Annotated in this window: 18 protein-coding genes and 1 other annotated feature; of the genes, 15 read left to right on the top strand and 3 right to left on the bottom strand. The window is 36.9% G+C overall.

The genetic code is table 11. The features are described from left to right. Positions 1–462 precede the first annotated feature (462 nt). Positions 463–1,194, bottom strand: coding sequence for a CBS domain-containing protein (locus GH715_RS10475; protein ID WP_153835224.1), 732 nt, complete (start codon positions 1,192–1,194; stop codon positions 463–465). 135 nt (positions 1,195–1,329) lie between these two features. Between GH715_RS10475 and GH715_RS10470 the strand changes: the two genes are divergently transcribed. The 5 genes from GH715_RS10470 (at position 1,330) to GH715_RS10450 (ending at position 6,877) form a co-directional block, all read left to right on the top strand. Beyond that, a complete protein-coding gene (locus GH715_RS10470; protein WP_153835225.1) occupies positions 1,330–2,406 on the top strand; it encodes a branched-chain amino acid aminotransferase in 1,077 nt (358 codons plus the stop codon). Between the two features lie 45 nt (positions 2,407–2,451). Beyond that, positions 2,452–2,670 (top strand) — a binding site (T-box leader). A gap of 111 nt (positions 2,671–2,781) precedes the next feature. After that, positions 2,782–3,909 carry a glutamate 5-kinase gene (gene proB / locus GH715_RS10465; RefSeq protein WP_153835226.1) on the top strand — a complete coding sequence of 376 codons (1,128 nt, stop codon included), beginning with the start codon at positions 2,782–2,784 and terminating at the stop codon, positions 3,907–3,909. Then, positions 3,902–5,146, top strand: a complete 1,245-nt coding sequence (locus GH715_RS10460; protein ID WP_153835227.1) for a glutamate-5-semialdehyde dehydrogenase — start codon at positions 3,902–3,904, stop codon at positions 5,144–5,146. The genes proB and GH715_RS10460 overlap by 8 nt, the downstream gene beginning before the upstream one ends. 75 nt (positions 5,147–5,221) lie before the next feature. Next, positions 5,222–6,145, top strand: a complete 924-nt coding sequence (locus GH715_RS10455) for a manganese-dependent inorganic pyrophosphatase (RefSeq protein ID WP_153835228.1) — start codon at positions 5,222–5,224, stop codon at positions 6,143–6,145. A 336-nt stretch (positions 6,146–6,481) separates the two neighbouring features. After that, complete coding sequence (locus GH715_RS10450) at positions 6,482–6,877, top strand: GyrI-like domain-containing protein (protein ID WP_153835229.1); 396 nt, start codon at positions 6,482–6,484, stop codon at positions 6,875–6,877. Between the two features lie 154 nt (positions 6,878–7,031). On the opposite strand, the gene xylE is transcribed toward GH715_RS10450, so the two are convergent. Next, positions 7,032–8,411 carry a D-xylose transporter XylE gene (gene xylE, locus GH715_RS10445; protein ID WP_153835230.1) on the bottom strand — a complete coding sequence of 460 codons (1,380 nt, stop codon included), beginning with the start codon at positions 8,409–8,411 and terminating at the stop codon, positions 7,032–7,034. Positions 8,412–8,606: 195 nt separating this feature from the next. Here xylE and GH715_RS10440 point away from each other — a divergent pair, with 195 nt between their 5' ends. The 3 genes from GH715_RS10440 to GH715_RS10430 all read left to right on the top strand — a co-directional run bounded on the left by GH715_RS10440 (position 8,607) and on the right by GH715_RS10430 (position 10,198). Further along, the gene (locus GH715_RS10440; RefSeq protein ID WP_153835231.1) at positions 8,607–9,383 is read left to right on the top strand and encodes a class I SAM-dependent methyltransferase; all 777 of its coding nucleotides are present in this window, start codon (positions 8,607–8,609) and stop codon (positions 9,381–9,383) included. A gap of 79 nt (positions 9,384–9,462) precedes the next feature. Next, entirely contained in the window at positions 9,463–9,864 is a 402-nt protein-coding gene (locus GH715_RS10435; protein WP_153835232.1) for a VOC family protein, read from the top strand. Further along, a complete protein-coding gene (locus GH715_RS10430; protein ID WP_153835233.1) occupies positions 9,854–10,198 on the top strand; it encodes a VOC family protein in 345 nt (114 codons plus the stop codon). The genes GH715_RS10435 and GH715_RS10430 overlap by 11 nt, the downstream gene beginning before the upstream one ends. A 67-nt stretch (positions 10,199–10,265) precedes the next feature. Here the strand turns inward: GH715_RS10430 and GH715_RS10425 are convergent, their stop codons facing one another. Further along, positions 10,266–10,799 carry a DUF6944 family repetitive protein gene (locus GH715_RS10425; protein ID WP_153835234.1) on the bottom strand — a complete coding sequence of 178 codons (534 nt, stop codon included), beginning with the start codon at positions 10,797–10,799 and terminating at the stop codon, positions 10,266–10,268. A 161-nt stretch (positions 10,800–10,960) separates the two neighbouring features. On the opposite strand from GH715_RS10425, the gene GH715_RS10420 reads away from it, so the two are divergent. From GH715_RS10420 to GH715_RS10390, 7 genes are all read left to right on the top strand, one after another. After that, the gene (locus GH715_RS10420; protein WP_153835235.1) at positions 10,961–12,970 is read left to right on the top strand and encodes a beta-galactosidase; all 2,010 of its coding nucleotides are present in this window, start codon (positions 10,961–10,963) and stop codon (positions 12,968–12,970) included. Between the two features lie 90 nt (positions 12,971–13,060). Beyond that, positions 13,061–14,320: a threonine ammonia-lyase IlvA gene (ilvA, locus tag GH715_RS10415; protein ID WP_153835236.1), complete on the top strand. Its 1,260-nt coding sequence runs from the start codon at positions 13,061–13,063 to the stop codon at positions 14,318–14,320. A 97-nt stretch (positions 14,321–14,417) separates the two neighbouring features. After that, entirely contained in the window at positions 14,418–15,398 is a 981-nt protein-coding gene (locus GH715_RS10410; RefSeq protein WP_153835237.1) for an AraC family transcriptional regulator, read from the top strand. Positions 15,399–15,965: 567 nt separating this feature from the next. Then, positions 15,966–16,823 (top strand): MBL fold metallo-hydrolase, encoded by an 858-nt coding sequence (locus tag GH715_RS10405; RefSeq protein ID WP_153835238.1) that lies wholly within the window; start codon positions 15,966–15,968, stop codon positions 16,821–16,823. A gap of 185 nt (positions 16,824–17,008) precedes the next feature. Then, entirely contained in the window at positions 17,009–18,400 is a 1,392-nt protein-coding gene (gene rhaB, locus GH715_RS10400) for a rhamnulokinase (RefSeq protein ID WP_153835239.1), read from the top strand. Between the two features lie 17 nt (positions 18,401–18,417). Then, the gene (gene rhaA / locus GH715_RS10395; protein WP_153835240.1) at positions 18,418–19,680 is read left to right on the top strand and encodes an L-rhamnose isomerase; all 1,263 of its coding nucleotides are present in this window, start codon (positions 18,418–18,420) and stop codon (positions 19,678–19,680) included. Between the two features lie 97 nt (positions 19,681–19,777). Continuing rightward, positions 19,778–21,844: a bifunctional aldolase/short-chain dehydrogenase gene (locus GH715_RS10390; RefSeq protein ID WP_163578590.1), complete on the top strand. Its 2,067-nt coding sequence runs from the start codon at positions 19,778–19,780 to the stop codon at positions 21,842–21,844. Positions 21,845–21,917: the final 73 nt, after the last annotated feature.

The following is a 21,917-nucleotide window of genomic DNA, read 5'->3' as shown; positions in this document are numbered from 1 at the left end:
TGCTCTGATTATAGAAAGAAATGAACTCATGGAACAAAAGTTTTCTGTTTAATCACAGGTCTAACCCTTTTAGCATAGTCGTACCCTACCCTACGCTACATATAGTGGAGAAATCGACTGGCTAATTTCGAATAAGAGTTGTGGAGCCTATTTTAACGAAGGCCGCCCACTTTCACTCCTGTGGGAATTGTTTGTCCTGAAGTTCCACTTTTTCGAGCGGTTTTTGCTCGAAAAAGTTAGCTGAAGGGCAAACCCCACGGAAAGGGAAGTGGGCAGCCGGAGTGGTAATTATCATCACGATATATTTCAAAATTATCTCTTAATGTAGTACGAGTACGGGAGGAGAACAAATCCATGTCTAAGTTACTGCGCAGTTTATGGAAGCTACGACAGTTTATCTGCTATTTTAGTAACATTTACTTAGCCGTAATCCTTTGGTTTGATCAGACACCGCCTGATGTATTAGGTGTGTTTAAGCAGTGGGAAGTTGTATGTTTTCAGTCGGATTAGATCCCATGAGGAGATGATTCCTATTGGTAGCTCTGCTGCTGTACCAGTTTCCGTGATTATGATTGCTTCTATTTTTTTATTTTTTTCTAAATACTCTCTGAATATTGCTTCGATATCCATTACAGTAGCACTTTTTGCTACAATCTTTGTATGTTCTTTCTTCTCAATTTGAAATACCTCTCCAATAGGTTGATCTAATTCAATCTTTAATTGATCGATATTTGCAGCAAACCAAGTTGCAATATCCCCATCTGTCAACATTCCAATTAATTTATCCTTTTGATAGATGGGATACTGTGAGTATTCTTTTTCTTGCATTTTCGCCATTAATTTCTTTATTGGTGAACTAAAATCAAAATACTCGACTGGTCTGGAAGCAATGGACAAGGCAGTTGGAGGTTCAGCTAGTAATTCTGCCAATTGCTCCATTTCCTTGACCACATCTTCGTGTGGTTCTGCAATATAGAAGTCTTCCTTAATTTTCCGGTGTACCATGGCATTTCGCAGTTTACTGCATTGTTTTAATAAATCATAATATTGATCAATGACATGATGTTGGACTCTCGCTTTTGTCAATACTTCTGTAAATGATGCATGATTGTTATGTTCATTTGCATAATCACATAATTTATCATGTATTTGGTTAAAAGCAGCTTCAAACCGTTCGGAAAGTTCATAACCCATGATAATACTCCTTTAATTGTTAGAAAATTTTCAAAATAAATGGTTGTCATTTCTAGTCGTTTAGTAATAAAATATAGATTATAGGTTATTTTACCGAAATATTATTGAATTCATTCAAACGAGGAGTCTTTTTTTATGTCAGAGTATACCATTACTTATATCAAAAACGAAAAGCCAAAAGAAAAGCCAAAATCAGATCAACTATCTTTCGGAAAATATTTTACCGATCATATGTTTATTCAAGACTATAATGCAGACAAGGGCTGGCATAATCCGCGTATTGTACCGTACCAACCACTTGTACTTGATCCGGCAGCTATTGTTTTCCATTATGGTCAAACGGTATTTGAAGGGTTGAAAGCATATCGTACCAAAAGGGATAAAATTCAGTTATTCCGCCCAGATAAGAATATGGAACGCTTAAATCGATCCAATGATAGATTGTGTATCCCGAGAATTGATGAAGAATATGCTATCGATGCAATCAAACATTTGGTTCATATCGATCAAGACTGGGTACCAGATGCCCCTGGAACATCTCTTTACATTAGACCATTTATTATTTCTACCGAGCCGTATTTAGGTGTTGCTCCATCTGCTACATACCAGTTTATTGTGATTTTATCTCCAGTAGGTGCCTACTATGAAGAAGGTATTAATCCTGTGAAAATCGCAGTAGAAAATCAATTTGTTCGTGCGGTAAAAGGTGGTACAGGTGAAGCAAAAACTGCCGGTAACTATGCATCAAGCTTGAAGGCGCAGGAACAGGTGGCTGATGAAGGATATGCGCAAGTATTATGGTTGGATGGTGTTGAAAAGAAATATATTGAAGAAGTTGGCAGTATGAACGTTTTCTTTAAAATAAATGGTGAAGTCGTAACACCAGCACTTAATGGAAGTATCTTAGAAGGGGTTACAAGAAACTCTGTTATTCAATTATTGGAGTATTGGGAGATTCCGGTCGTGGAGCGTAAGATCTCCATGGAAGAGCTATATGAACATTATCAAAATGGAGAATTAGAAGAAGCGTTTGGTTCAGGTACCGCTGCTGTTATTTCTCCAGTAGGAGAGCTTGCATGGGAAGGTAAGAAAATGGAAATCAATAACGGAAAAACGGGAGAAATTGCTAAACGTCTATATGATACATTGACAGGTATTCAATATGGATCCGAAAAAGATCCATTTAACTGGACTGTAAAAGTGAAATATTAATACTTGAGATTTGTGTAACTATTTTCTATAATAGCTTTAGAATAAGTAAAAGTAATGACTAGAGCCAGTAGTTAGGAATATGGTGAGAAGAGAGTGGAATTCACAGGCTGAAAAATTCCATCACCCGCTATACTAATGAACCTACTCTATGAACTGTTAAGCATAAACTTAATCGTTACTCTGCGTTAAAGAGTTAAGGGGAACATATTACTCAATTGTTCAACCAAAGGTGGTACCGCGGAAATGGCTCTTTTCGTCCTTTACGATATGAAGGATGAAAAGGGCTTTTTTAGTTCTATACTTAGATAATATTTTAAGGTGTTAGGTAAAGTGTAAGATACTCTAACACTTTAATAAGTGAAGGCGTGAAAACTTATGGCAAAGCAGCGTATTGTAGTGAAGATCGGGAGCAGTTCATTAACGAACAAAAATGGTGGTCTTGATCTCATTAAATTAAAAGAACATACTGCAGCGATTGCAAAACTAAAAAGGCAAAACTACGAAGTAATATTAATATCGTCTGGTGCCGTGTCTGCTGGTTTCTTCGATTTAGGTTACCCGACAAGACCTGTTACTATAGCAGGAAAGCAAGCAGCAGCAGCCGTTGGTCAAGGTTTGCTGGTGCAAGCCTATACGGATGAGTTTCGAACATATAACATGGTTACTGCTCAGCTATTACTAACGAAAGATGTATTCAGTAATGAAATACAATATAGTAATGTTTATTCGACATTGACGGAATTATTGAAACGAGATACAATCCCGATTATTAATGAGAATGACACCGTAGCAATTGATGAATTAACATTTGGTGATAATGACATGTTATCCGCATTAGTAAGTGGACTTGTTCATGCAGACTTCTTAGTCATGTTAACTGATATTAATGGTCTTTATGACAAAAATCCAAAAACAGATCCAACAGCTAAAAAATATCATCGTCTTAAGAATTTATCAGCAGAAATTTTACAGCAAACGAAGCACGAATCTGGATCTAAATTCGGAACTGGAGGGATGAAATCCAAACTTTTAGCAGCTAAAACCGCTCTTTCACTTGGTGTCAAAGTATTTGTAGGTACCGGTGATGGTGAAGATAAATTAATCCGCATTATGCAGAACCAAGGTGATGGTACGTATATTGGTGAAGATTTAACGAATAGTTACCGCAAACAGAAACAATGGATTGCTTTTCATTCTAATGTTTCAGGGAAGCTACACGTTGATAAAGGAGCAAGTGATGCCATTCTTTACCAAGGAAAAAGTTTATTGCCTGCAGGGATAAAATGGGTAGACGGAGATTTTCCGGTTGGAGCTGTTGTCGATTTAGTTTTTGAAGATCATGTGATCGCAAAAGGGCAAGTCAATTATTCATCTGATGAATTAATTAAATTCAAGGGGGAATCGAGTCAAATAGCGATGGAACAATCTGCAAGTAATCGTCCTGAAGTCATTCATCGTGATCGACTCGTAATATCAATAGAGGAGGCTTATAATTATGAGTGATTTAATTCAGAAAGCAAAACTAGCAAATGCTACAACAACTGCTTTAGCAACTAAATCTACTGAACAAAAGAATCAGGCTCTAAAATTGTTAGCTAATGAACTAAGAAAACAAAAGGATTATATCATGGCGGAAAATAACCGTGATATCGTAGCTGGTCGTAATAATGGCCTACATGAATCATTAATTGATCGTCTCATTTTAAACGAAGAACGAATTGAAGATATGGCAGATGCCTTAATCCAGCTAACCGATTTAAAGGATCCAATTGGTGAGATTATGGAAGAATGGAGCCGGCCAAATGGCTTAAGAATCCAAAAGGCACGTGTACCAATTGGTGTAGTCGGAATGATTTATGAAGCAAGACCAAATGTAACCATTGATGCTGCAAGTCTTTGTTTAAAAACTGGAAATGCTGTATTACTTAGAGGAAGCTCATCAGCGATTTATTCCAACACTGCTTTAGTTAAAGTGATTCATGATGCATTGAAACAATCTGACCTACCAGAAAATGCTGTACAGCTTGTCGAAGATACGAGTCGTGAGACAGCATCACAAATGTTCAAACTGAATGAATATTTAGATGTATTAATTCCTCGTGGAGGAAAAAAATTAATTGATACGGTTGTTGCAAATGCATCAGTGCCGGTATTAGAAACAGGTGCAGGTAATTGTCATTTGTTTATCGATGAATCAGCAAACAAGGACATGGCCATTGAGATAGCGATTAATGCGAAAACACAACGACCTTCCGTATGTAATGCGATTGAAACTATTTTAGTAGAGCGTAACTGGGCGGAAAGTCATTTAGCGGCATTAATTCAAGCGTTACAGGATGCCAATGTCGAAATACATGGTGATAGTATCACAGTGTCTAAAGGTAATCATATTATCAAGGCAACCGAAGAAGACTATGAAACAGAATATTTAGATCATATCGTCGCAATCAAGGTTGTAGACTCGGTGCAAGAAGCGATTGATCATATTAATCAATATGGCACCAATCATTCCGAATCCATTATTACTGAAAACGATGAGCATGTTGTAAGGTTTATGAATGAGGTAGACGCAGCAGCTGTTTATCATAATGCATCAACAAGGTTTACCGATGGATTTGAGTTTGGATTTGGTGCAGAAATTGGTATTAGTACACAGAAATTACATGCTCGCGGACCTATGGGCTTAGAAGCATTAACATCTACGAAATATTTATTATATGGTAACGGACAAATGAAGTAAACTATTTTTCTTTCGTCACAATTCCTGTATAATAGAGTTGGAGATAAACATTTGGTAAATAAAGGAGTATGAATCATGGCAAACACATTAATATTTGGACACAAAAACCCGGATACAGACACGATCTGTTCAGCAATTGCATATGCAGAGCTTAAACAAGCGCTAGGGGAAGATGTAGAAGCAGCTCGTTTAGGTGAAGTGAACAATGAAACACAATATGCATTGGATTATTTCAAACAAACTGCACCACGCATGGTTGAAAATGTATCAGATGAAGTTGATCAGGTGATTTTAGTCGATCATAATGAACGTCAACAAAGTGCTGATGATATCGATCGCGTACAAGTGTTGGAAGTTATTGATCATCACCGTATCGCAAACTTTGAAACAAAAGATCCTGTATATTACCGTGCAGAACCGGTTGGGTGTACAGCGACTATTCTTAACAAATTATACAAAGAACATGGTGTAGAAATGAAAAAAGAAACAGCTGGATTAATGCTTTCAGCAATTATTTCTGATTCACTTTTATTCAAATCACCAACATGTACAGATCAAGATATAGAAGCAGCGAAAGAATTGGCTGAAATCGCTGGTGTAGATGCTGAAAAGTATGGTCTTGAAATGCTAAAAGCTGGTGCTGATTTAAGTGATAAATCAGCTGAAGAACTAATTTCCATGGACGCAAAAGAATTCGATATGAATGGAAACAAAGTAGAAATTGCGCAAGTAAATACGGTTGAAGTTAATGATGTACTAGCGCTACGCGATAAAATAGAACCAGCAATTGAAAAAACAGTAGCGAACAAAGATTTAAAGCTATTCGTTTTCGTCATCACCGACATCTTGAATAATGATTCTGTCGTACTTGCAGTAGGTGAAGCAGAAGAAAAAGTAGCAGAAGCATTTGGTGTAACACTTGAAAACAAAACAGCCACATTAAAAGGTGTCGTATCACGTAAGAAACAAGTTGTTCCAAATCTACAAAATGCATTTTAATAAAGAATATACAGAGGTGTCAGACATTAAATAATGACTGGCACCTTTTTTTATTTTATATAAATATTGGTATCAATCTTTTAGAGATTTTAATGCTATATTTTAGCACTTTTATGGAGCAATAATGCAAGTTTTTAACTCTGACCTATATTGTATAGAGCAGTACTTAGCAAAGGCTGCCAACTCGACTCCTGTGGGATTTGTTTAGCTTGAAGATCCACATTTTCGAGCGACTTTTGCTCAGTATTTTCTTATAACTTATAAGATTTGTCGAAACTTATTTACGGTTTCTAACGTTATATTATTAAACACTTTTTAAAGGCTGGGTGAAAGGGTATGAAAATTAATTTACTTACTAGTATTCGAACTAATAATTTCAATGATGATCAAATGATGGAAAAAATCCAAAGTATGTGGAAGGAAGCTTATCAAAGTTTAGAAGGAAAAAGTGATACAGTATATGGTGTATATTTTGACTATGCAAGTGACTTTAAAGGCGATTATTCGATAGGTGTAGGAATTGAAGATGCTGAATATGGAAGAATAGTGATACCAGATCAATCGAACTATAAAGTTTTTAAAGTAGCTTCATTAGAAGAAGAAGGGATCTTAAAAACATGGCAAAAGATATGGAGATTAGAGGAATCAGGTGAGCTTGAACGTGGTTATACCGTTGATTTTGAAAAGTATCTACCCAGTGGTGAAATAGAAATACATATCGCTCTTAAATAGCGGAATATTAAGCGCTTTGTTTTTATCACAATGCTAAAACCCTACTGATTATAGTTTCGCTTTATAAACAGACTGAAAAAATGGACCTCACCTGATACGCATTAGGTATTAGGTGAGGTCCATTCAATTGAGACTAACTCTATACCGTATAGAACTATTTCTTAAATAAAACTCTTTCCAATTCTTCCAATGAGCGTCCCTTCGTTTCAGGTACGAACTTCCATATGAAAATAGCAGAAATTAAACTCATCAGACCGTAAAAGCCATATGTCAATCCACCACTAAATTCCATCATTGCTGGATAAGTAGAGGAGATGAAGTAGTTCGCAGCCCATTGTGCAGCTACCGCAATTGCTACTGCTTGTCCACGGATCTTATTAGGGAAGATTTCAGAGATTAATACCCAAACAACAGGTCCCCAAGACATCATGAAGGAAGCAGTATAGATAATGATAAATACAAGTGTAGCGATTCCAATTGTATTAGAAAAAGCCAATCCTGCTACACCGAACATACCAACAGTCATACCTAGTGAACCTATGATAAGTAGTGGTTTACGTCCAAACTTATCCACTGTTAAGATGGCGATGACGGTAAAGATGACATTCACTAACCCCATCGTAATCGTTTGTAGCATTGCCGCATCTCTTGCTGCTCCCATGCTTTCAAAAATTCTTGGAGCGTAGTAAAGGGCTACATTAATCCCAACAAATTGTTGGAAAACAGATAGTAAGACACCGATTACAATGATTGCCTTACCATATGTGAAAAGTTTTGCTTTTTTCACGTCAAAGGAGTTTTTGATTTCAAATAATGTAGCTTTTGCTGCTGTCTGATCATACAGTTTGTTCAGAATATCCATTGCGCTTTCATTTTTACCTTGGGAAACAAGGTAACGTGGTGTTTCCGGAACAGCAAATAACGATAGTAAGAACAAGGCCGCTGGAATCGCTTCAGATAGGAACATATAACGCCAACCGATGTCGTTGATCCATTCTAGTGATTGACCTCTTGCTATTCCCCAATTCACAAAATACACAACTAACATTCCAAAAATAATGGCAAATTGGTTTAAAGAAACTAAACGTCCACGAATAGATGGTGGTGCAATTTCACCAATATACATTGGAGAAACAGCAGATGCAAGACCTACACCAATACCACCGATGATTCTATAAAGGTTGAATGTTGCTAAAAGTGCAATCGATGCTTCCCCTTGTTCGTAAAATAGAAACTCAGGAAACGCTGAACCTAGTGCTGAAACTAGAAATAGAATTGCAGCCACAATCAGAGACTTTTTACGTCCTATATTTGTCGCTAATAAACCAGAGATTAAACCACCAATGATACATCCGATTAATGCACTAGATACGGTTGCACCATGGATAAAAGAGCTTAAATTTAATTCATCAATGAAAAACGCTTCCAAAGCTCCTTCTGCTCCAGATATAACAGCCGTGTCATATCCAAATAAGAGACCACCTAATGTAGCAACTAAAGTAATTAAAGTTATATAAAGATAATTCGCTTTCATAACATGTTGAGAGTGTTCTGCTCTCTTGCACCTCCTGATGTAATTTTTGACAAGCTTGATTGTATCAATCAAAACTTACTTTGTCAATCGAATGAACAAAGTTTAAAAATTTAAAAATAGGAATAATGCCGTTTTATTATGCTTTAAAATTAGTTATAGTATAATAAAAAAAACAAGTAGAATAGGAAGTATCAGATGATTTTAACTACTGCAGGGCGCTCAGCACCTAAACTAATTCAAAGTGCACAACATTTATCTACTAAATATCAAATTCCCTATATAAAACGAAATGGACGGTCGATTCAACGATTAAAAGACGATTATAAAGAAGATGTCATGGTTGTTGGAAAAGATAAATTGTCTCTTTCTCCTTTAGACGAGCAAATGAATCTTTTTTTTCATCCGAATTTGGCAATGGTACGAGCAAAACGGCTGCTACGTAAAGAAGAAGATCCATTTGTGAAAACAGCAAAATTGGAAAAGGGTATGTCTGTATTAGATTGTACATTAGGGCTGGCATCAGATAGTATCATAGCTAGTTTGGCGGTAGGTTCTGATGGTTTAGTAACCGGTTTAGAAGGAAGTAAAGCCATTTATATCATGGTAAATGAAGGCTTACAGCATTTTATCAGCACTAATGAAAGGTTTAATATAGCCATGAGGAGAATTGAGGTGAAGCATGTTCAACATCTGGAATACTTACAACAGCAGAAATCTAAGGCTTTTGATGTCGTATATTTTGATCCAATGTTTCATGAAACGATTGATGCTTCGAATGGATTAAATCTAATAAGGGCAAAGGCTTTGGAAGACGACCTTACGAATTTAGTGTTGGAAGAAGCAAAAAGAGTTGCTAGAAGTCGTGTAGTCTTGAAAGATCATTGGAAGAGTGAACGCTTTCGATACCATGGTTTTACACAATATAAACGGAAAAACGCATTATTTCATTATGGCGTTATAGAATTAGATTAGGTAAGCAAAAAATAAGAAATCGACTGGATCACTCTGTGCTATAAATAGAATTAGCTTAGAATGAGAAAGGGAGTTTTCTATGATAGATAGTACATGCCAAATCACTCTTTTTGTTCAAAATAAAGAAGAGGCAAAGACTTTTTACACGGAAAAGTTAGGTTTCATCATTCGAAATGAAACACAATTCACGGATGATTGGAGTTATTTGACAGTTGCGCCACAAGCAAATAGTGAGATCGTTATAGAGTTGGTAGAAGCGGTTACTGCTGAGGAAAAACAACTTGTAGGTAGACAAGCTGCAGAACAAGTTTTACTTATGTTTAAGGTGAATGATATTCATAACACCTATCAACATTTAAAAGTAAATGGTGTAAAATTTCAAGGTGAGCCCGTGAATGTACCAGGAGGTATAGGGGTTGGTTTTGAAGATCTGTACGGAAATAAACTAGATTTATTTGAGGAGGTTAATCATGCAAATTGAAGGAGGAAATAATATAGCCATTAAAATACCAAAATATAAATTTGAAGGAACGGTAGCATTTTATAAAGATATTCTGGGTCTTCCTCTTAAAGGTACAGAAGCAAATTCAGTTGCTTTTGAATTTGGTGGTTCTACCCTATGGCTAGATTGTATGGAAAATTACGCACAACAGGATGTATGGTTGGAACTTAAGTCAAGTCGGCTAGATGAAACCTCACAATTATTTAATAAGGAGAAGGTACCGAGACGCGATGAAGTAGAGATTCATGAACATTCTGCGGGATTTTGGATATCAGATCCGGCGGGGACGATTCTCAGGATAAACCCTAAATAATATATCACTCTGATAAATTCCTGATACGTTTCATTAGGCTCCCTGTGAACATGATAAAAGTCTTGAACTATTGAATTGTTTCCGCAACCGCAGTCATAATAGCACCAGTGGCTTGAATCCAATTCCCGATAGCATTTAATTCTTCTGCTTTTGTTGTATTTTGAGTAGAGAGAGCTTGCAAACTGTTACCAATTACTTGTAGTAAATTACCAAATGCACTGTATAACACTTCCATTGTAAGCTCTTTGTGCGATTCCTCAGCAAAATTAATACTGCCTCCTAGCGCCTGAAGGATATCTCCCTGTATATTTAATAGCTGTTTTCTTTTAACTGATACTGGAAAATGCAATGAAGCAACCTCTGTTGCATTTCCTATCGCCTGAATCTCGTTTCCTAAACTTTTTAACTCTTTTAAAGAAAATTGTTCGACCTGGAGTGCATTGCCTGTTGCTTGCATTACATTTCCTATTAAATCCAGATTCTCTTTAACTTCCGAAGTAAGTGCAATGGAAGGTGTATTTCCTATTGCAGATAATACTGTTCCAATTGCTTGTTCCCAAGATCCAAATAAGCTGTTTTGTTGTTTAATCAAAATACTCACCATCTTCCTTCTTAGGAAAGAATTAGTTTATGGAAAAATCAGCATTTTGTTTTGGCGTATGAAGGAGTAGCCAATTAATATTGGTTGATTATGATAACGTTTTCTTATAAGATGTACGTATTAGTTGATACATAATGAGAATAACTGAAGGAGTGTTGAATATGGTTAAACGTATAGATGAAGTGATGCCTAGTATTGCATTTGGTGGAGATTACAATCCGGAGCAATGGGATGAAAATGTTTGGTTAGAAGATGCTAAGTTAATGCAAGAGGCTGGGGTAAACCTTGTTTCTGTAGCCATATTTAGCTGGTCCGTGCTGGAACGAGAAGAAGGTAAGTTTGATTTTAGTTGGTTAGATAGAGTGTTAGATATTTTACACGAGCACGGAGTTGGTGTCTCTTTAGCAACAGCAACAGCCTCACCACCAGCTTGGCTGTCAAAAGAATATCCAGAGGTGTTAGCCGTACAAGAAAATGGAGTACCTTATCAAATTGGTTCTCGCCAACATTATTCACCTAATAGTAAGCGGTTTCGTTATGCAGTTAAACAATTGGTTAAGGAAATGGCCAACAGATATAAAGACCATCCTGCATTAAAAATGTGGCATATCAACAATGAATATGGATGTCACTTAGCAGAGTGTTATAGTGATGAAAGCTTATCATCATTTCGCGAATGGTTAAAAAATCGTTATCAGACAATAGAGAACTTAAATCAAAAATGGGGAACGAATTTTTGGAGCCAGCGCTATAATGAGTGGGATGAAATTCAATTTCCGGTTAATTTGCCTACTTTTTATAACCCTAGTCAAAAATTAGACTATAAACGCTTTATGAATGATGCTATTTTTGATTTATATAAAATAGAGAAAGAGGTATTACGGGAAATTACTCCAGATATACCGGTATTTACTAACTTTATGTATGAATTCAAGCCGTTAAATTATTTTGGGTGGGCTAAAGAAATGGATTTAGTGACATGGGATTCGTATCCAGATCCGAGAGAAGGAAAACCTTATCGACATGCGATGCACCATGATTTAATGCGCAGTCTAAAAAATGGCCAACCGTTTTACTTAATGGAGCAGGTAACATCTCATGTAAACTGGCGTGATATAAATCTGACCAAAAAACCTGGGAAAATGAGGTTGTGGAGTTATTCAACTGTAGCACGTGGTGGAGATGGTGTCATGTATTTCCAATGGCGTCAAGGAAAAGCCGGAGCAGAAAAGTTCCATGGTGCCATGGTTCCCCACTCCAATGATTCAAATAGCCGTGTTTATCAAGAGGTAAAACAATTAGGGAATGAATTAAAACAATTGGATGGACTGGCAGGAGCGCGAGGTACGGCAAAAGTTGCGATTGTTTTTGATTGGGAAAATTGGTGGGCTGTGGAGCATGAAGGAAAACCACATAACCGTTTATCTTATTTAGATCAAGTCTACCAATATTACCGCTCATTCTATGAAAAGAATATTGCGGTTGATTTTGTAGAACCAAATGGAAACTTAGCGGATTACCAATTCGTAGTGGCACCAATGTTATATATGATTCGTGACGGTGACGAAAACAATTTCGAGCAATTTGTGAAAAACGGCGGAACATTAATAGTTAGCTTTTTCAGTGGTATTGTAGATGAACAAGACCATATCCATTTAGGAGGTTATCCTGCACCATTACGATCACTGTTAGGATTAACAGTGGAAGAATTTGCTCCAATGGCAGATGATGAAAAAAATACAATGGTTGCGAATGGAGAGAAATTTATTGTCGACACTTGGGCCGATATCATTAAATTGGAAGGTGCAAAAGCGATTGCAACGTATAAAGAAAATTGGTATCAGGACAAGCCTGCAGTAACGATTCATCGATATGGACAAGGAAGCTCGATTTATGTTGGTACCAATCCATCAGATGAGTACCTTGATCAATTAATAAGTGGAATCTTACAGCAATTACAAGTCAGAGCACCATTAGAGGCACCCAAAAATGTAGAAATCGTAGAGCGTGTAGCAAATGATAAGACATTCTTGTTTATTCTTAACCATAATAATGACCCTGTGACGGTGGCTTTAGAAGAGGGCACAGTCTATCAGGATTGTTTACAAGGTAAGCAAGTAACTCAGTCAATCACAGTACAAAACACGGATGTAGCCATTTTAGTCTGTTAAAACAAGAAAAATAAACGAATAAAAATATTTTCTATTCCGCTTCTTTATGTTAGTATAAATCTAACAATCGAAGTAGGAAGGGTTCTAATCATGAGTACAAAAGTCAATCCAATTCAAGTGAGAGATATCATAATTGCAAATCAAGTACTAAAAGATGTAGTCGTTAAAACACCGCTGCAACGCGACACCATTTTATCTGATAAATATGATTGTAATGTTTATCTCAAGAGAGAAGACTTACAAGTTGTCCGTTCATTTAAAATTCGCGGGGCATACAATTTGATGCAAGGTTTGACAAAAGAAGAATTAGAAAATGGAGTAGTTTGTGCTAGTGCTGGGAATCATGCACAAGGTGTTGCTTATTCCTGTAAAGCGTTGGGTGTAAAAGGTGTGATTTTTATGCCTAGTACAACACCTCGTCAAAAAGTTAACCGTGTTGAATTTTTCGGTGGTCCGTTTGTAGAAATCCGTTTAATAGGTGACACATTTGATGATTCTTTTGATCAAGCAATGGAATATTGTAACGAACATAATGCATCATTTATCCATCCATTTAATGATACGAGAACCATTACAGGACAAGGCACGATCGGTTTGGAAATATTGGACAGCATGGAAGAGCCAATATCCCACGTCTTTATGGCTGTAGGTGGTGGTGGACTAATTTCTGGTGTCGGGTCTTACATAAGTAGTATTAGTCCAGATACAAAAATTATCGGTGTTGAACCAGAAGGCGCAGCCTCCATGAAAGCAGCACTAGCAAAAGATGAAGTGGTCAAATTAGATAAAATCGATAAATTTGTAGATGGTGCCAGTGTAAAACGTGTTGGAGATATTTCGTTTGACATTGCCAAGGAATTTATTGATGATATCGCAGTTGTTCCAGAAGGTAAGCTATGTACAACGTTATTAGATTTATATAATGAAAATGCAATCGTAGCTGAACCAGCAGGGGCGTTACCTGTATCTGCACTTGATTACTATCGAGATGAGATTAAAGGAAAAAATGTCGTATGTATCGTAAGTGGTGGAAATAATGATATCGATCGCATGCAGGAATTTAAAGAACGTTCTTTAATCTATGAAGGATTTAAGCATTATTTTATTGTGAATTTCCCTCAACGTGCCGGTGCATTACGCGAATTCATGGATGAGGTCTTAGGTAAGGATGATGACATCACCCGCTTTGAATATACGAAAAAGAACAACCGTGATAAGGGACCTGTTCTAGTAGGGATTGAACTCCAACAGGCTGAAGATTATCATCAAATCATCTCCCGCATGGAGAAAAAAGGCTTCACTTACATCGAAATTAACAAAGATGAACAACTTTTCCAATTATTAATTTGACAAAAGGAAGCGACTTAGCCGCGCTTCCTTTTTCTTAAATCCATGGTTATGGGGGGACTGGGAATGTCCCATTTTGGTTTAAAGGGGGCAGGAGCACTTGGATACGTTCTTATACGAGGAATTAATCAAAGAAACAGAAGAAGAGCTTGCGATATTAAAAGGAAATCAAGCGGTTAATAAAAAAATATATACAGATCTTACATCTGATTTCGTTATCCAAAGTGAAAAGTTTCTAAAAGACGATCTGATCATGATTCGCAAACACCCCAGATATATTAATTTTCCCAGACACTCTCATGATTATATTGAAATGAATTATGTCTTCCATGGTCAATTTCATCAAAAGGTAGCTGATCAGCCAATCACTTTAAAGCAAGGTGATATCCTGCTATTAAATCAACATATCGAACATGAGTTAGCTGCGTGTGAAGAAAATGATATTGTAATCAACTTTATTATTCATCCAGCCTTTTTTGATTATATTCTATCTAACTTATCAACTGGATTTGTCCAGAGTCAAATGCTTTATTTTCTCATGAATAGTATTTTTGATTTTAGCCAAAAAGGTGAGTATTTATATTATCCAGTCTCTAATTCTGATCGTATTCAAGACATTATGCAACAATTATTAAAAGAAATGATGGAAGAATCGATCTTATCGAAGTCGAAAATTAAATTTTTAATGGGATTACTTATCATTGAGTTGATCGAACAACAAAATCAAACAAATCGAAGTACTATTCAATCCGAACAGCACACCTTCTTAACAGAAGTATTTCGCTACATCGAAGAACACTATCAAGAAGCTAATTTACAATCACTAGCAAATCGTTTTAATCAAACGGTTTACTGGGTAAGTAAAGAGATCAAATCATTAACTAATCAAAATTTCAAAGATTTGGTTCAGCAAAAACGCCTGTTAGTAGCCAAGAACTTATTAGTGTATAGTGATTTACCGATGCAATCCATTGCAGAAGAAGTGGGTTATGAGAATATTAGCTATTTCTATCGCCTATTTAAAAAGAAATACGGAATGACGCCTAAAGCTTATAAAATGCAGTTAATCAAAGAAGATTAACTGCATTTTTTCATAACAAGCAATAAAAGTGACAGAATCTATAAACTGTAAAATAACATAAGCAAGTGCTCTCTTCCCTACAGAATTTTGATGAGGGAATAATCGTCGCTGCGGAAAAATACTCCCTTTCCGGGGGCGATCTTGAGCTAACTTTGCAAAGAAAAACACTTTGCAAAGTGGATCTTCGGCTCGTGCTGTTCCCCCAGGAGTGTCGCATTTTTCCGCAGCTTCGAATAGTGTTCTGTAAAAAAAAAGGGAAGCAAGCGTATATATTCTCGGTAATCATTTCCAATTCCTAATTCAGAACACTAAATGTAGCGGAGGCAGAATACGGAGACTCCTGTGGGACTCACGAGAGCTGAAGATCCACTTGGTGAAGTGCTTTTCTTCATCAAGTTAGCTGAAGCCGAGCCCACGGAAAGCGCAGTATGTTTCAAATTTAAATTTACAATTGGTTGATTTATGCCCATTTTTATCAACTAGATGTTTTTTATAGTTGTATAAATATGATTGTGAATCAATGGAACAATAAAATGAAATCAACTATTCATTCAGGAGGATAGATACATGGATCAAGAAATGAATTACGGAAGTGATTATCATCATATTCCTGCAACGTCCATAGGAAGTGGGGTAAGCACACAAGTATTGCCAGATGTACTTTGCCTTACAATTCAAATTGTCAATATTATGTTCGTTGGAAATCCAGAATCAAATGACTTTGTTTTAGTAGATGCAGGGATGCCGGATTCAGCAAGTGAGATTATTTCGGTTACAGAAGAGCGTTTCGGACCTGATAGCAGTCCGAAAGCTATCATACTGACGCATGGTCACTTTGACCATGTTGGAGCTGTTGTGGAACTAGTTAAGCATTGGAATATCCCTGTATATGCGCATGAGCAAGAATTACCTTTCTTAACAGGGAAAAAAGCATATCCAGAACCAGATCCTACTGTTGAAGGTGGGATGATAGCAAAAATGTCCCCTATGTTTCCCAATGAACCGATTGATTTAGGTGACCATATTGAAATGCTGCCAGTTGACGGAACTATTCCGCATATGGACAGCTTTAAATGGATCCATACTCCCGGACACACCCCAGGACATGTTTCTCTGTTTAGAGAAGAAGACAGAACTTTACTAGTAGGAGATGCATTTGTGACCGTTAAACAGGAAGATCTTTATAAAGTACTTACACAACAACAGGAAATAAGTGGACCACCACGATATTTGACCACGGATTGGAAAGCTGCGAAACGATCAGTAGAAAAATTAAATCAATTGAATCCTAAGATTGCGGTAACCGGTCATGGATTACCGATGACCGGTGAGGTATTAACGAATGGTTTAACAAAATTAGTAAAAGAATTTGACCAAATTGCCGTCCCTGATTATGGGAAGTACGTAGACAAGCATATGCATTAAAATAATTAAATGAGTTCAACGAAGCCCCTATGATGTAGATGTTTGGATTCATCTAACTCATAGGGTTTTTTGCTTTTTTCTTATTCGCAAAAAAGGACAATAAATTTGTAATTTTCGATATATATTATTTAAAGTGATTCCTTTATGATAGATGTATAAATCGCTTACAAAAAGGGGTGATTCACTTGCAAAAATGTAATTTAGCCGTTGACATTGGAGCTTCGAGTGGACGGATAATTGCAGGCTATCTTCAACATAACAAACTAGTATTAGATGAAATCCATCGGTTTGAAAATGAGATGGAAGAGAAAAACGGCCACTTGTGTTGGGATATTGACGGACTATTTCAAGAAATTAAGACCGGTTTAAAAAAGAGTGTCGAACAACATTATCAACCTTTAACCATTGGAATTGACACGTGGGCAGTTGACTTTGTGTTACTAGATCAGGACAAAAACAGAATAACTGACGCGGTTGCTTATCGTGATCACCGGACAGATGGGGTGATGGAGGAGGTTTTTCAACTTATCGATCAAAAAGACATCTACCACGAAACAGGCATACAATTTCAACCATTTAATACAATTTACCAGCTATTCGCCTTACAAAAAGAAAAACCGGACATATTAGCAAAAGCACAATACTTTTTGATGATTCCTGACTATCTACATTATCTACTTACTGGCAAAATAACAAATGAATACACCAATGCTACGACAACCCAACTGTTAAAAGCTACGAATCAAACATGGCATCAAGATTTCCTAAGAAAATTAAACATCCCTGCACATATATTTTCTGAACCTAGTCATCCTATACAATCAATTGGTTCCTTAACAAAAGACGTACAAGAAGAGATTGGCTTTAATCTAGAAGTTGTCTTACCTGGCACACATGATACAGCCTCTGCAGTCATGGCAGTACCGGCTCAAGATACGATTTACATTAGCTCAGGCACATGGTCTTTAATGGGAGTTGAACATCATGAACCAATCAGTACATCACAAGCGTTTGATTATAATTTCACTAATGAAGGTGGCGTTCATAAAAATATCCGCTTCTTAAAAAATATCATGGGACTTTGGATGATCCAAGAGGTTAAGCGCGAATGGAATGATCAATATAGCTTTGCTGAGTTTGTAGAACTCGCTTATCAGGCATCATCATTCACATCAAAAGTAGATGTCAATGATCAACGTTTTTTAAGTCCGGCTAGTATGAAACAAGCGATTCAACATTACTGCCAGGAAACTAATCAACAAGTCCCTAAAACAGCGGGAGAATTTGCAAAGTGTATTTATGATAGCTTAGTAGAAAGCTATCATCATACAGCAAAAGAAATTGAAGCGTTAACAGGGAAAACGTATGACTCCATCCATATCATAGGTGGTGGCAGTAAGAATCACTATATGAATGAAAAACTAGCGGCAGTGAGTAAGAAAACGATCTACACTGGACCGGGCGAGGCTACAGCGATTGGAAATTTATTAGCTCAAATGATGGCCACTGGTCAAATCGATTCCGTTGAACAATCAAAACGATTGATTAATCAATCGTTTGCTATTAAAAAATTTTAAATAAGAGGTGAAATGGCATGAGTTTAAAAGACAATTTTCAAGCAGCAAAAAAGCAATATGAAAAATGGGGAATATCAGTAGAAGAAGCTTTTGAAAGGTTAAAAAATGTTCCGATTTCGATTCATTGCTGGCAAGGCGATGACATTGGCGGATTTGAAGTAGAACAGCAAGAATTGTCAGGTGGAATTGATGTAACTGGGGATTATCCTGGTAAAGCAACAACTCCAGAAGAATTGAGAAGTGATTTGGAAAAAGCATTATCATTGATTCCAGGAAAACATAAAATTAATTTACATGCGATTTATGCAGAAACAGATGGGCAAAAGGTAGATCGTAACGAATTAGAACCAAAGCATTTTGAAAATTGGGTGAAATGGGCAAAAGAAAACGATTTAGGACTTGATTTTAACCCTACCCTGTTTTCCCATCCAAAAGCAGCAGATGGTTTAACACTTGCACATCCTGACAAAGAGATACGAGATTTCTGGATCGAACATTGTATCAGATCACGTAAAATCGGTGAATATTTCGGAAAAGAATTAGGTCAACCAGCATTAACGAACATTTGGATCCCGGATGGGTATAAAGATATTCCAAGTGATCGACTGACACCACGTAAGCGTCTAAAAGAATCATTAGATGAAATATTTGCAGCGGATGTTGATGAATCGTTAAATATTGATGCAGTAGAAAGTAAGTTGTTTGGTATCGGATCTGAAGCATATGTTGTTGGCTCACATGAATTTTACATGGGATATGCCCTTAAAAACAACAAGCTTTGTTTACTAGACAGTGGTCACTACCACCCAACAGAAGTGGTTTCTAATAAAATATCTGCCATGCTTTTATTTAGTGAAAGGTTAGCCCTGCACGTCTCACGACCAGTTCGTTGGGATAGTGACCATGTCATTATATTGGATGATGAACTCCGTGAAATCGGGCTTGAAATTGTTCGAAACGACGCACTAGATAAGGTCATGATTGGTCTGGACTTCTTTGATGCCAGTATAAATCGTGTCGCTGCATGGACAATTGGTACAAGAAATATGATCAAGTCATTACTATACGCATTACTATTACCTAACGATCATTTAAAACAATTACAAGAAGAAGGCAATTTCACAGATCGATTAGCACTATTAGAAGAATTTAAAACATATCCGTTTGGTGCTATTTGGGATTATTATTGTGAACAGATGGAAGTACCCGCCCAAGAAAAGTGGCTCGAGGAAGTAAAAGATTACGAGAATAAAGTATTATCCAAGCGAAATAACGGATAATAAATCTTTGTTTATGTTGATTTATTTTTGTTTTGTAGTATAATCAAAACAGAACCAAACAAATCAAACAAAACAAAAATGTTGAGGAGGAAATGCAGTGGTACAAAACAAATGGAATGACAGTGAAGTTGCACAAGGTGACGGATTAGAATCATTAGTTTATCGTTCCAATCTATTAGGTTCAGATCGTGCAGTTGTTAACATCGGTGGCGGAAACACATCATCTAAGACGATGGAAAAAGATTTCAAAGGCGATGACATTGAAGTAATGTGGGTAAAAGGAAGCGGCTCTGACCTGGCAACGATGAAAGCTCATAACTTTACTGGACTCAAAATGGATGATATCCGCCCACTCCTTGAACGTGATGATATGTCTGATGAGGAAATGGTAGACTATTTATCACATTGTATGATAGATTCCAAGCATCCACGTTCATCTATTGAAACACTATTACATGCTTTTCTACCGTTTAAACAGGTAGATCATACACATCCAGATGCAATCATTAGTATTGCTTGTGCAGATAATGGAAAAGAGATAGCAGAAGAAATTTATGGAGATCGTTTTGTATGGGTACCGTATATTCGCCCCGGTTTCAAGCTGTCTAAAATGATTGCAGAAGGTGTCAAAGATAATCCGAAAGCAGAATTAGTGATTATGGAGAAACATGGTCTGGTAACATGGGGAGAAACATCTAAGGAAAGTTACAATAAAACCATTGAAATCATTAATGAAGCAGAAAGTTATATTAACCAAAAAGCACAAGGTAAGACATTATTTGGTGGTGAAAAATACCAGACGGTAGCAAAAGAAGAACGTGAAAAACTTCTCGCAGAAGTAATGCCTATTGTGCGCGGACAAGTTAGCAATGATAAGCAAATGTTAGCAACCTATAATGATGATGACGATGTCTTAACATTTGTGAATAGTGTAAATGCAGAACAGTTATCTCAAGTGGGAGCAGCCTGTCCAGATCACCTTGTTCATACTAAACGAGTACCATTATATATTGACTGGGATCCACAATCAGGTGATATCGATTTATTAAAAGAAAAAATTGTAAAAGGCATTAAAGCCTATAAAGAGGAATATGTCGCGTACTTTGAACGTAATAAGAATGAAGGCGACGAAATCATGGAAACGGCACCTCGTATCATTTTAATTCCCGGTCTGGGGATGATCAACACAGGGAAAGACTGGAAAGCAGCAAACATTAGTGAACAACTTTATCATCGCGCCATTGCAGTTATGAGTGGGGCAACAGTTCTTGGGAACTTTGTATCACTTAATGAAGAAGAATCATACTTAATTGAATACTGGCCATTAGAGCTCTATAAACTAAGCCTTGCACCACCAGAAACAGAATTTTCCCGTCAAGTTGCCTTTGTAACAGGAGGTGCTGGTGGTATTGGTACTGCAACAACCTATCGTTTAATTGAAGATGGCGCCCATGTAGTTATTGCAGATATCAACTTAGAAGGTGCTGAGAATCTAGCAAAAGAAATCAACGATAAATATGGTTGGAATCGTGCTTTTGCGGTGAAAATGGACGTTACAAAAGAAGAAGAAGTTCAAGCAGCGATAGCAGCATCTGTACGTGAGTATGGAGGTATTGATATCTTAGTTAATAATGCAGGTTTAGCAAGCTCTAGCCCTTTCGAAGAAACATCGATGGATCAATGGAACTTAAATATTAACGTTTTAGTAACAGGGTATTTCCTTGTCGCACGTGAAGTGTTCAAATTAATGAAAGACCAAGGAATTGGTGGTAACATGGTATTTATCGGATCGAAAAACTCGATTTATGCTGGCAAAAATGCTGCTGCATACAGTACAGCAAAAGCGGCGGAAGTGCATTTAGCTCGCACAGTTGCTGCTGATGGAGGTGCTCTAGGTATTCGCGTTAACTCTGTCTTACCAGATGCTGTTATTAGAGGATCTAAGATTTGGGACTCCTCTTGGAAGAAGGAACGTGCGTCTTCCTATGGCATCGGTACAGACGACTTAGAAGAACATTATCGTAAACGTACGATCTTAAACGTTAATATCTTACCAGAGGATATTGCTGAATCTGTTGCTTTCCTTGCTTCATCAAAAGCAGCAAAAACAACAGGTTGTATGGTAACTGTTGATGGTGGGGTAGCAGCAGCATTTACTAGATAATGATAGAACATGGATAAACTCTCGTTATGAGGGTTTATCCATTCTACTATATGGAGAAACCATGATAGAATGA

Origin of the sequence: Gracilibacillus thailandensis (assembly GCF_010994055.1) — a bacterium.
Classification (GTDB): domain Bacteria; phylum Bacillota; class Bacilli; order Bacillales; family Amphibacillaceae; genus Gracilibacillus; species Gracilibacillus lacisalsi.
The sequence above is the reverse complement of the archived record's forward strand: the minus strand, read 5'-3'. Positions and strand labels throughout refer to the sequence as shown.

Coding starts and splice junctions, on each gene's coding strand:
- GH715_RS10455 (WP_153835228.1), top strand. CDS start 5,222: ATGGCAAACACATTAATATTTGGACACAAAAACCCGGATACAGACACG.
- GH715_RS10435 (WP_153835232.1), top strand. CDS start 9,463: ATGATAGATAGTACATGCCAAATCACTCTTTTTGTTCAAAATAAAGAA.
- GH715_RS10430 (WP_153835233.1), top strand. CDS start 9,854: ATGCAAATTGAAGGAGGAAATAATATAGCCATTAAAATACCAAAATAT.
- proB (WP_153835226.1), top strand. CDS start 2,782: ATGGCAAAGCAGCGTATTGTAGTGAAGATCGGGAGCAGTTCATTAACG.
- ilvA (WP_153835236.1), top strand. CDS start 13,061: ATGAGTACAAAAGTCAATCCAATTCAAGTGAGAGATATCATAATTGCA.
- GH715_RS10475 (WP_153835224.1), bottom strand. CDS start 1,194: ATGGGTTATGAACTTTCCGAACGGTTTGAAGCTGCTTTTAACCAAATA.
- GH715_RS10440 (WP_153835231.1), top strand. CDS start 8,607: ATGATTTTAACTACTGCAGGGCGCTCAGCACCTAAACTAATTCAAAGT.
- xylE (WP_153835230.1), bottom strand. CDS start 8,411: ATGAAAGCGAATTATCTTTATATAACTTTAATTACTTTAGTTGCTACA.
- GH715_RS10420 (WP_153835235.1), top strand. CDS start 10,961: ATGGTTAAACGTATAGATGAAGTGATGCCTAGTATTGCATTTGGTGGA.
- GH715_RS10460 (WP_153835227.1), top strand. CDS start 3,902: ATGAGTGATTTAATTCAGAAAGCAAAACTAGCAAATGCTACAACAACT.
- GH715_RS10405 (WP_153835238.1), top strand. CDS start 15,966: ATGGATCAAGAAATGAATTACGGAAGTGATTATCATCATATTCCTGCA.
- rhaA (WP_153835240.1), top strand. CDS start 18,418: ATGAGTTTAAAAGACAATTTTCAAGCAGCAAAAAAGCAATATGAAAAA.
- GH715_RS10470 (WP_153835225.1), top strand. CDS start 1,330: ATGTCAGAGTATACCATTACTTATATCAAAAACGAAAAGCCAAAAGAA.
- GH715_RS10450 (WP_153835229.1), top strand. CDS start 6,482: ATGAAAATTAATTTACTTACTAGTATTCGAACTAATAATTTCAATGAT.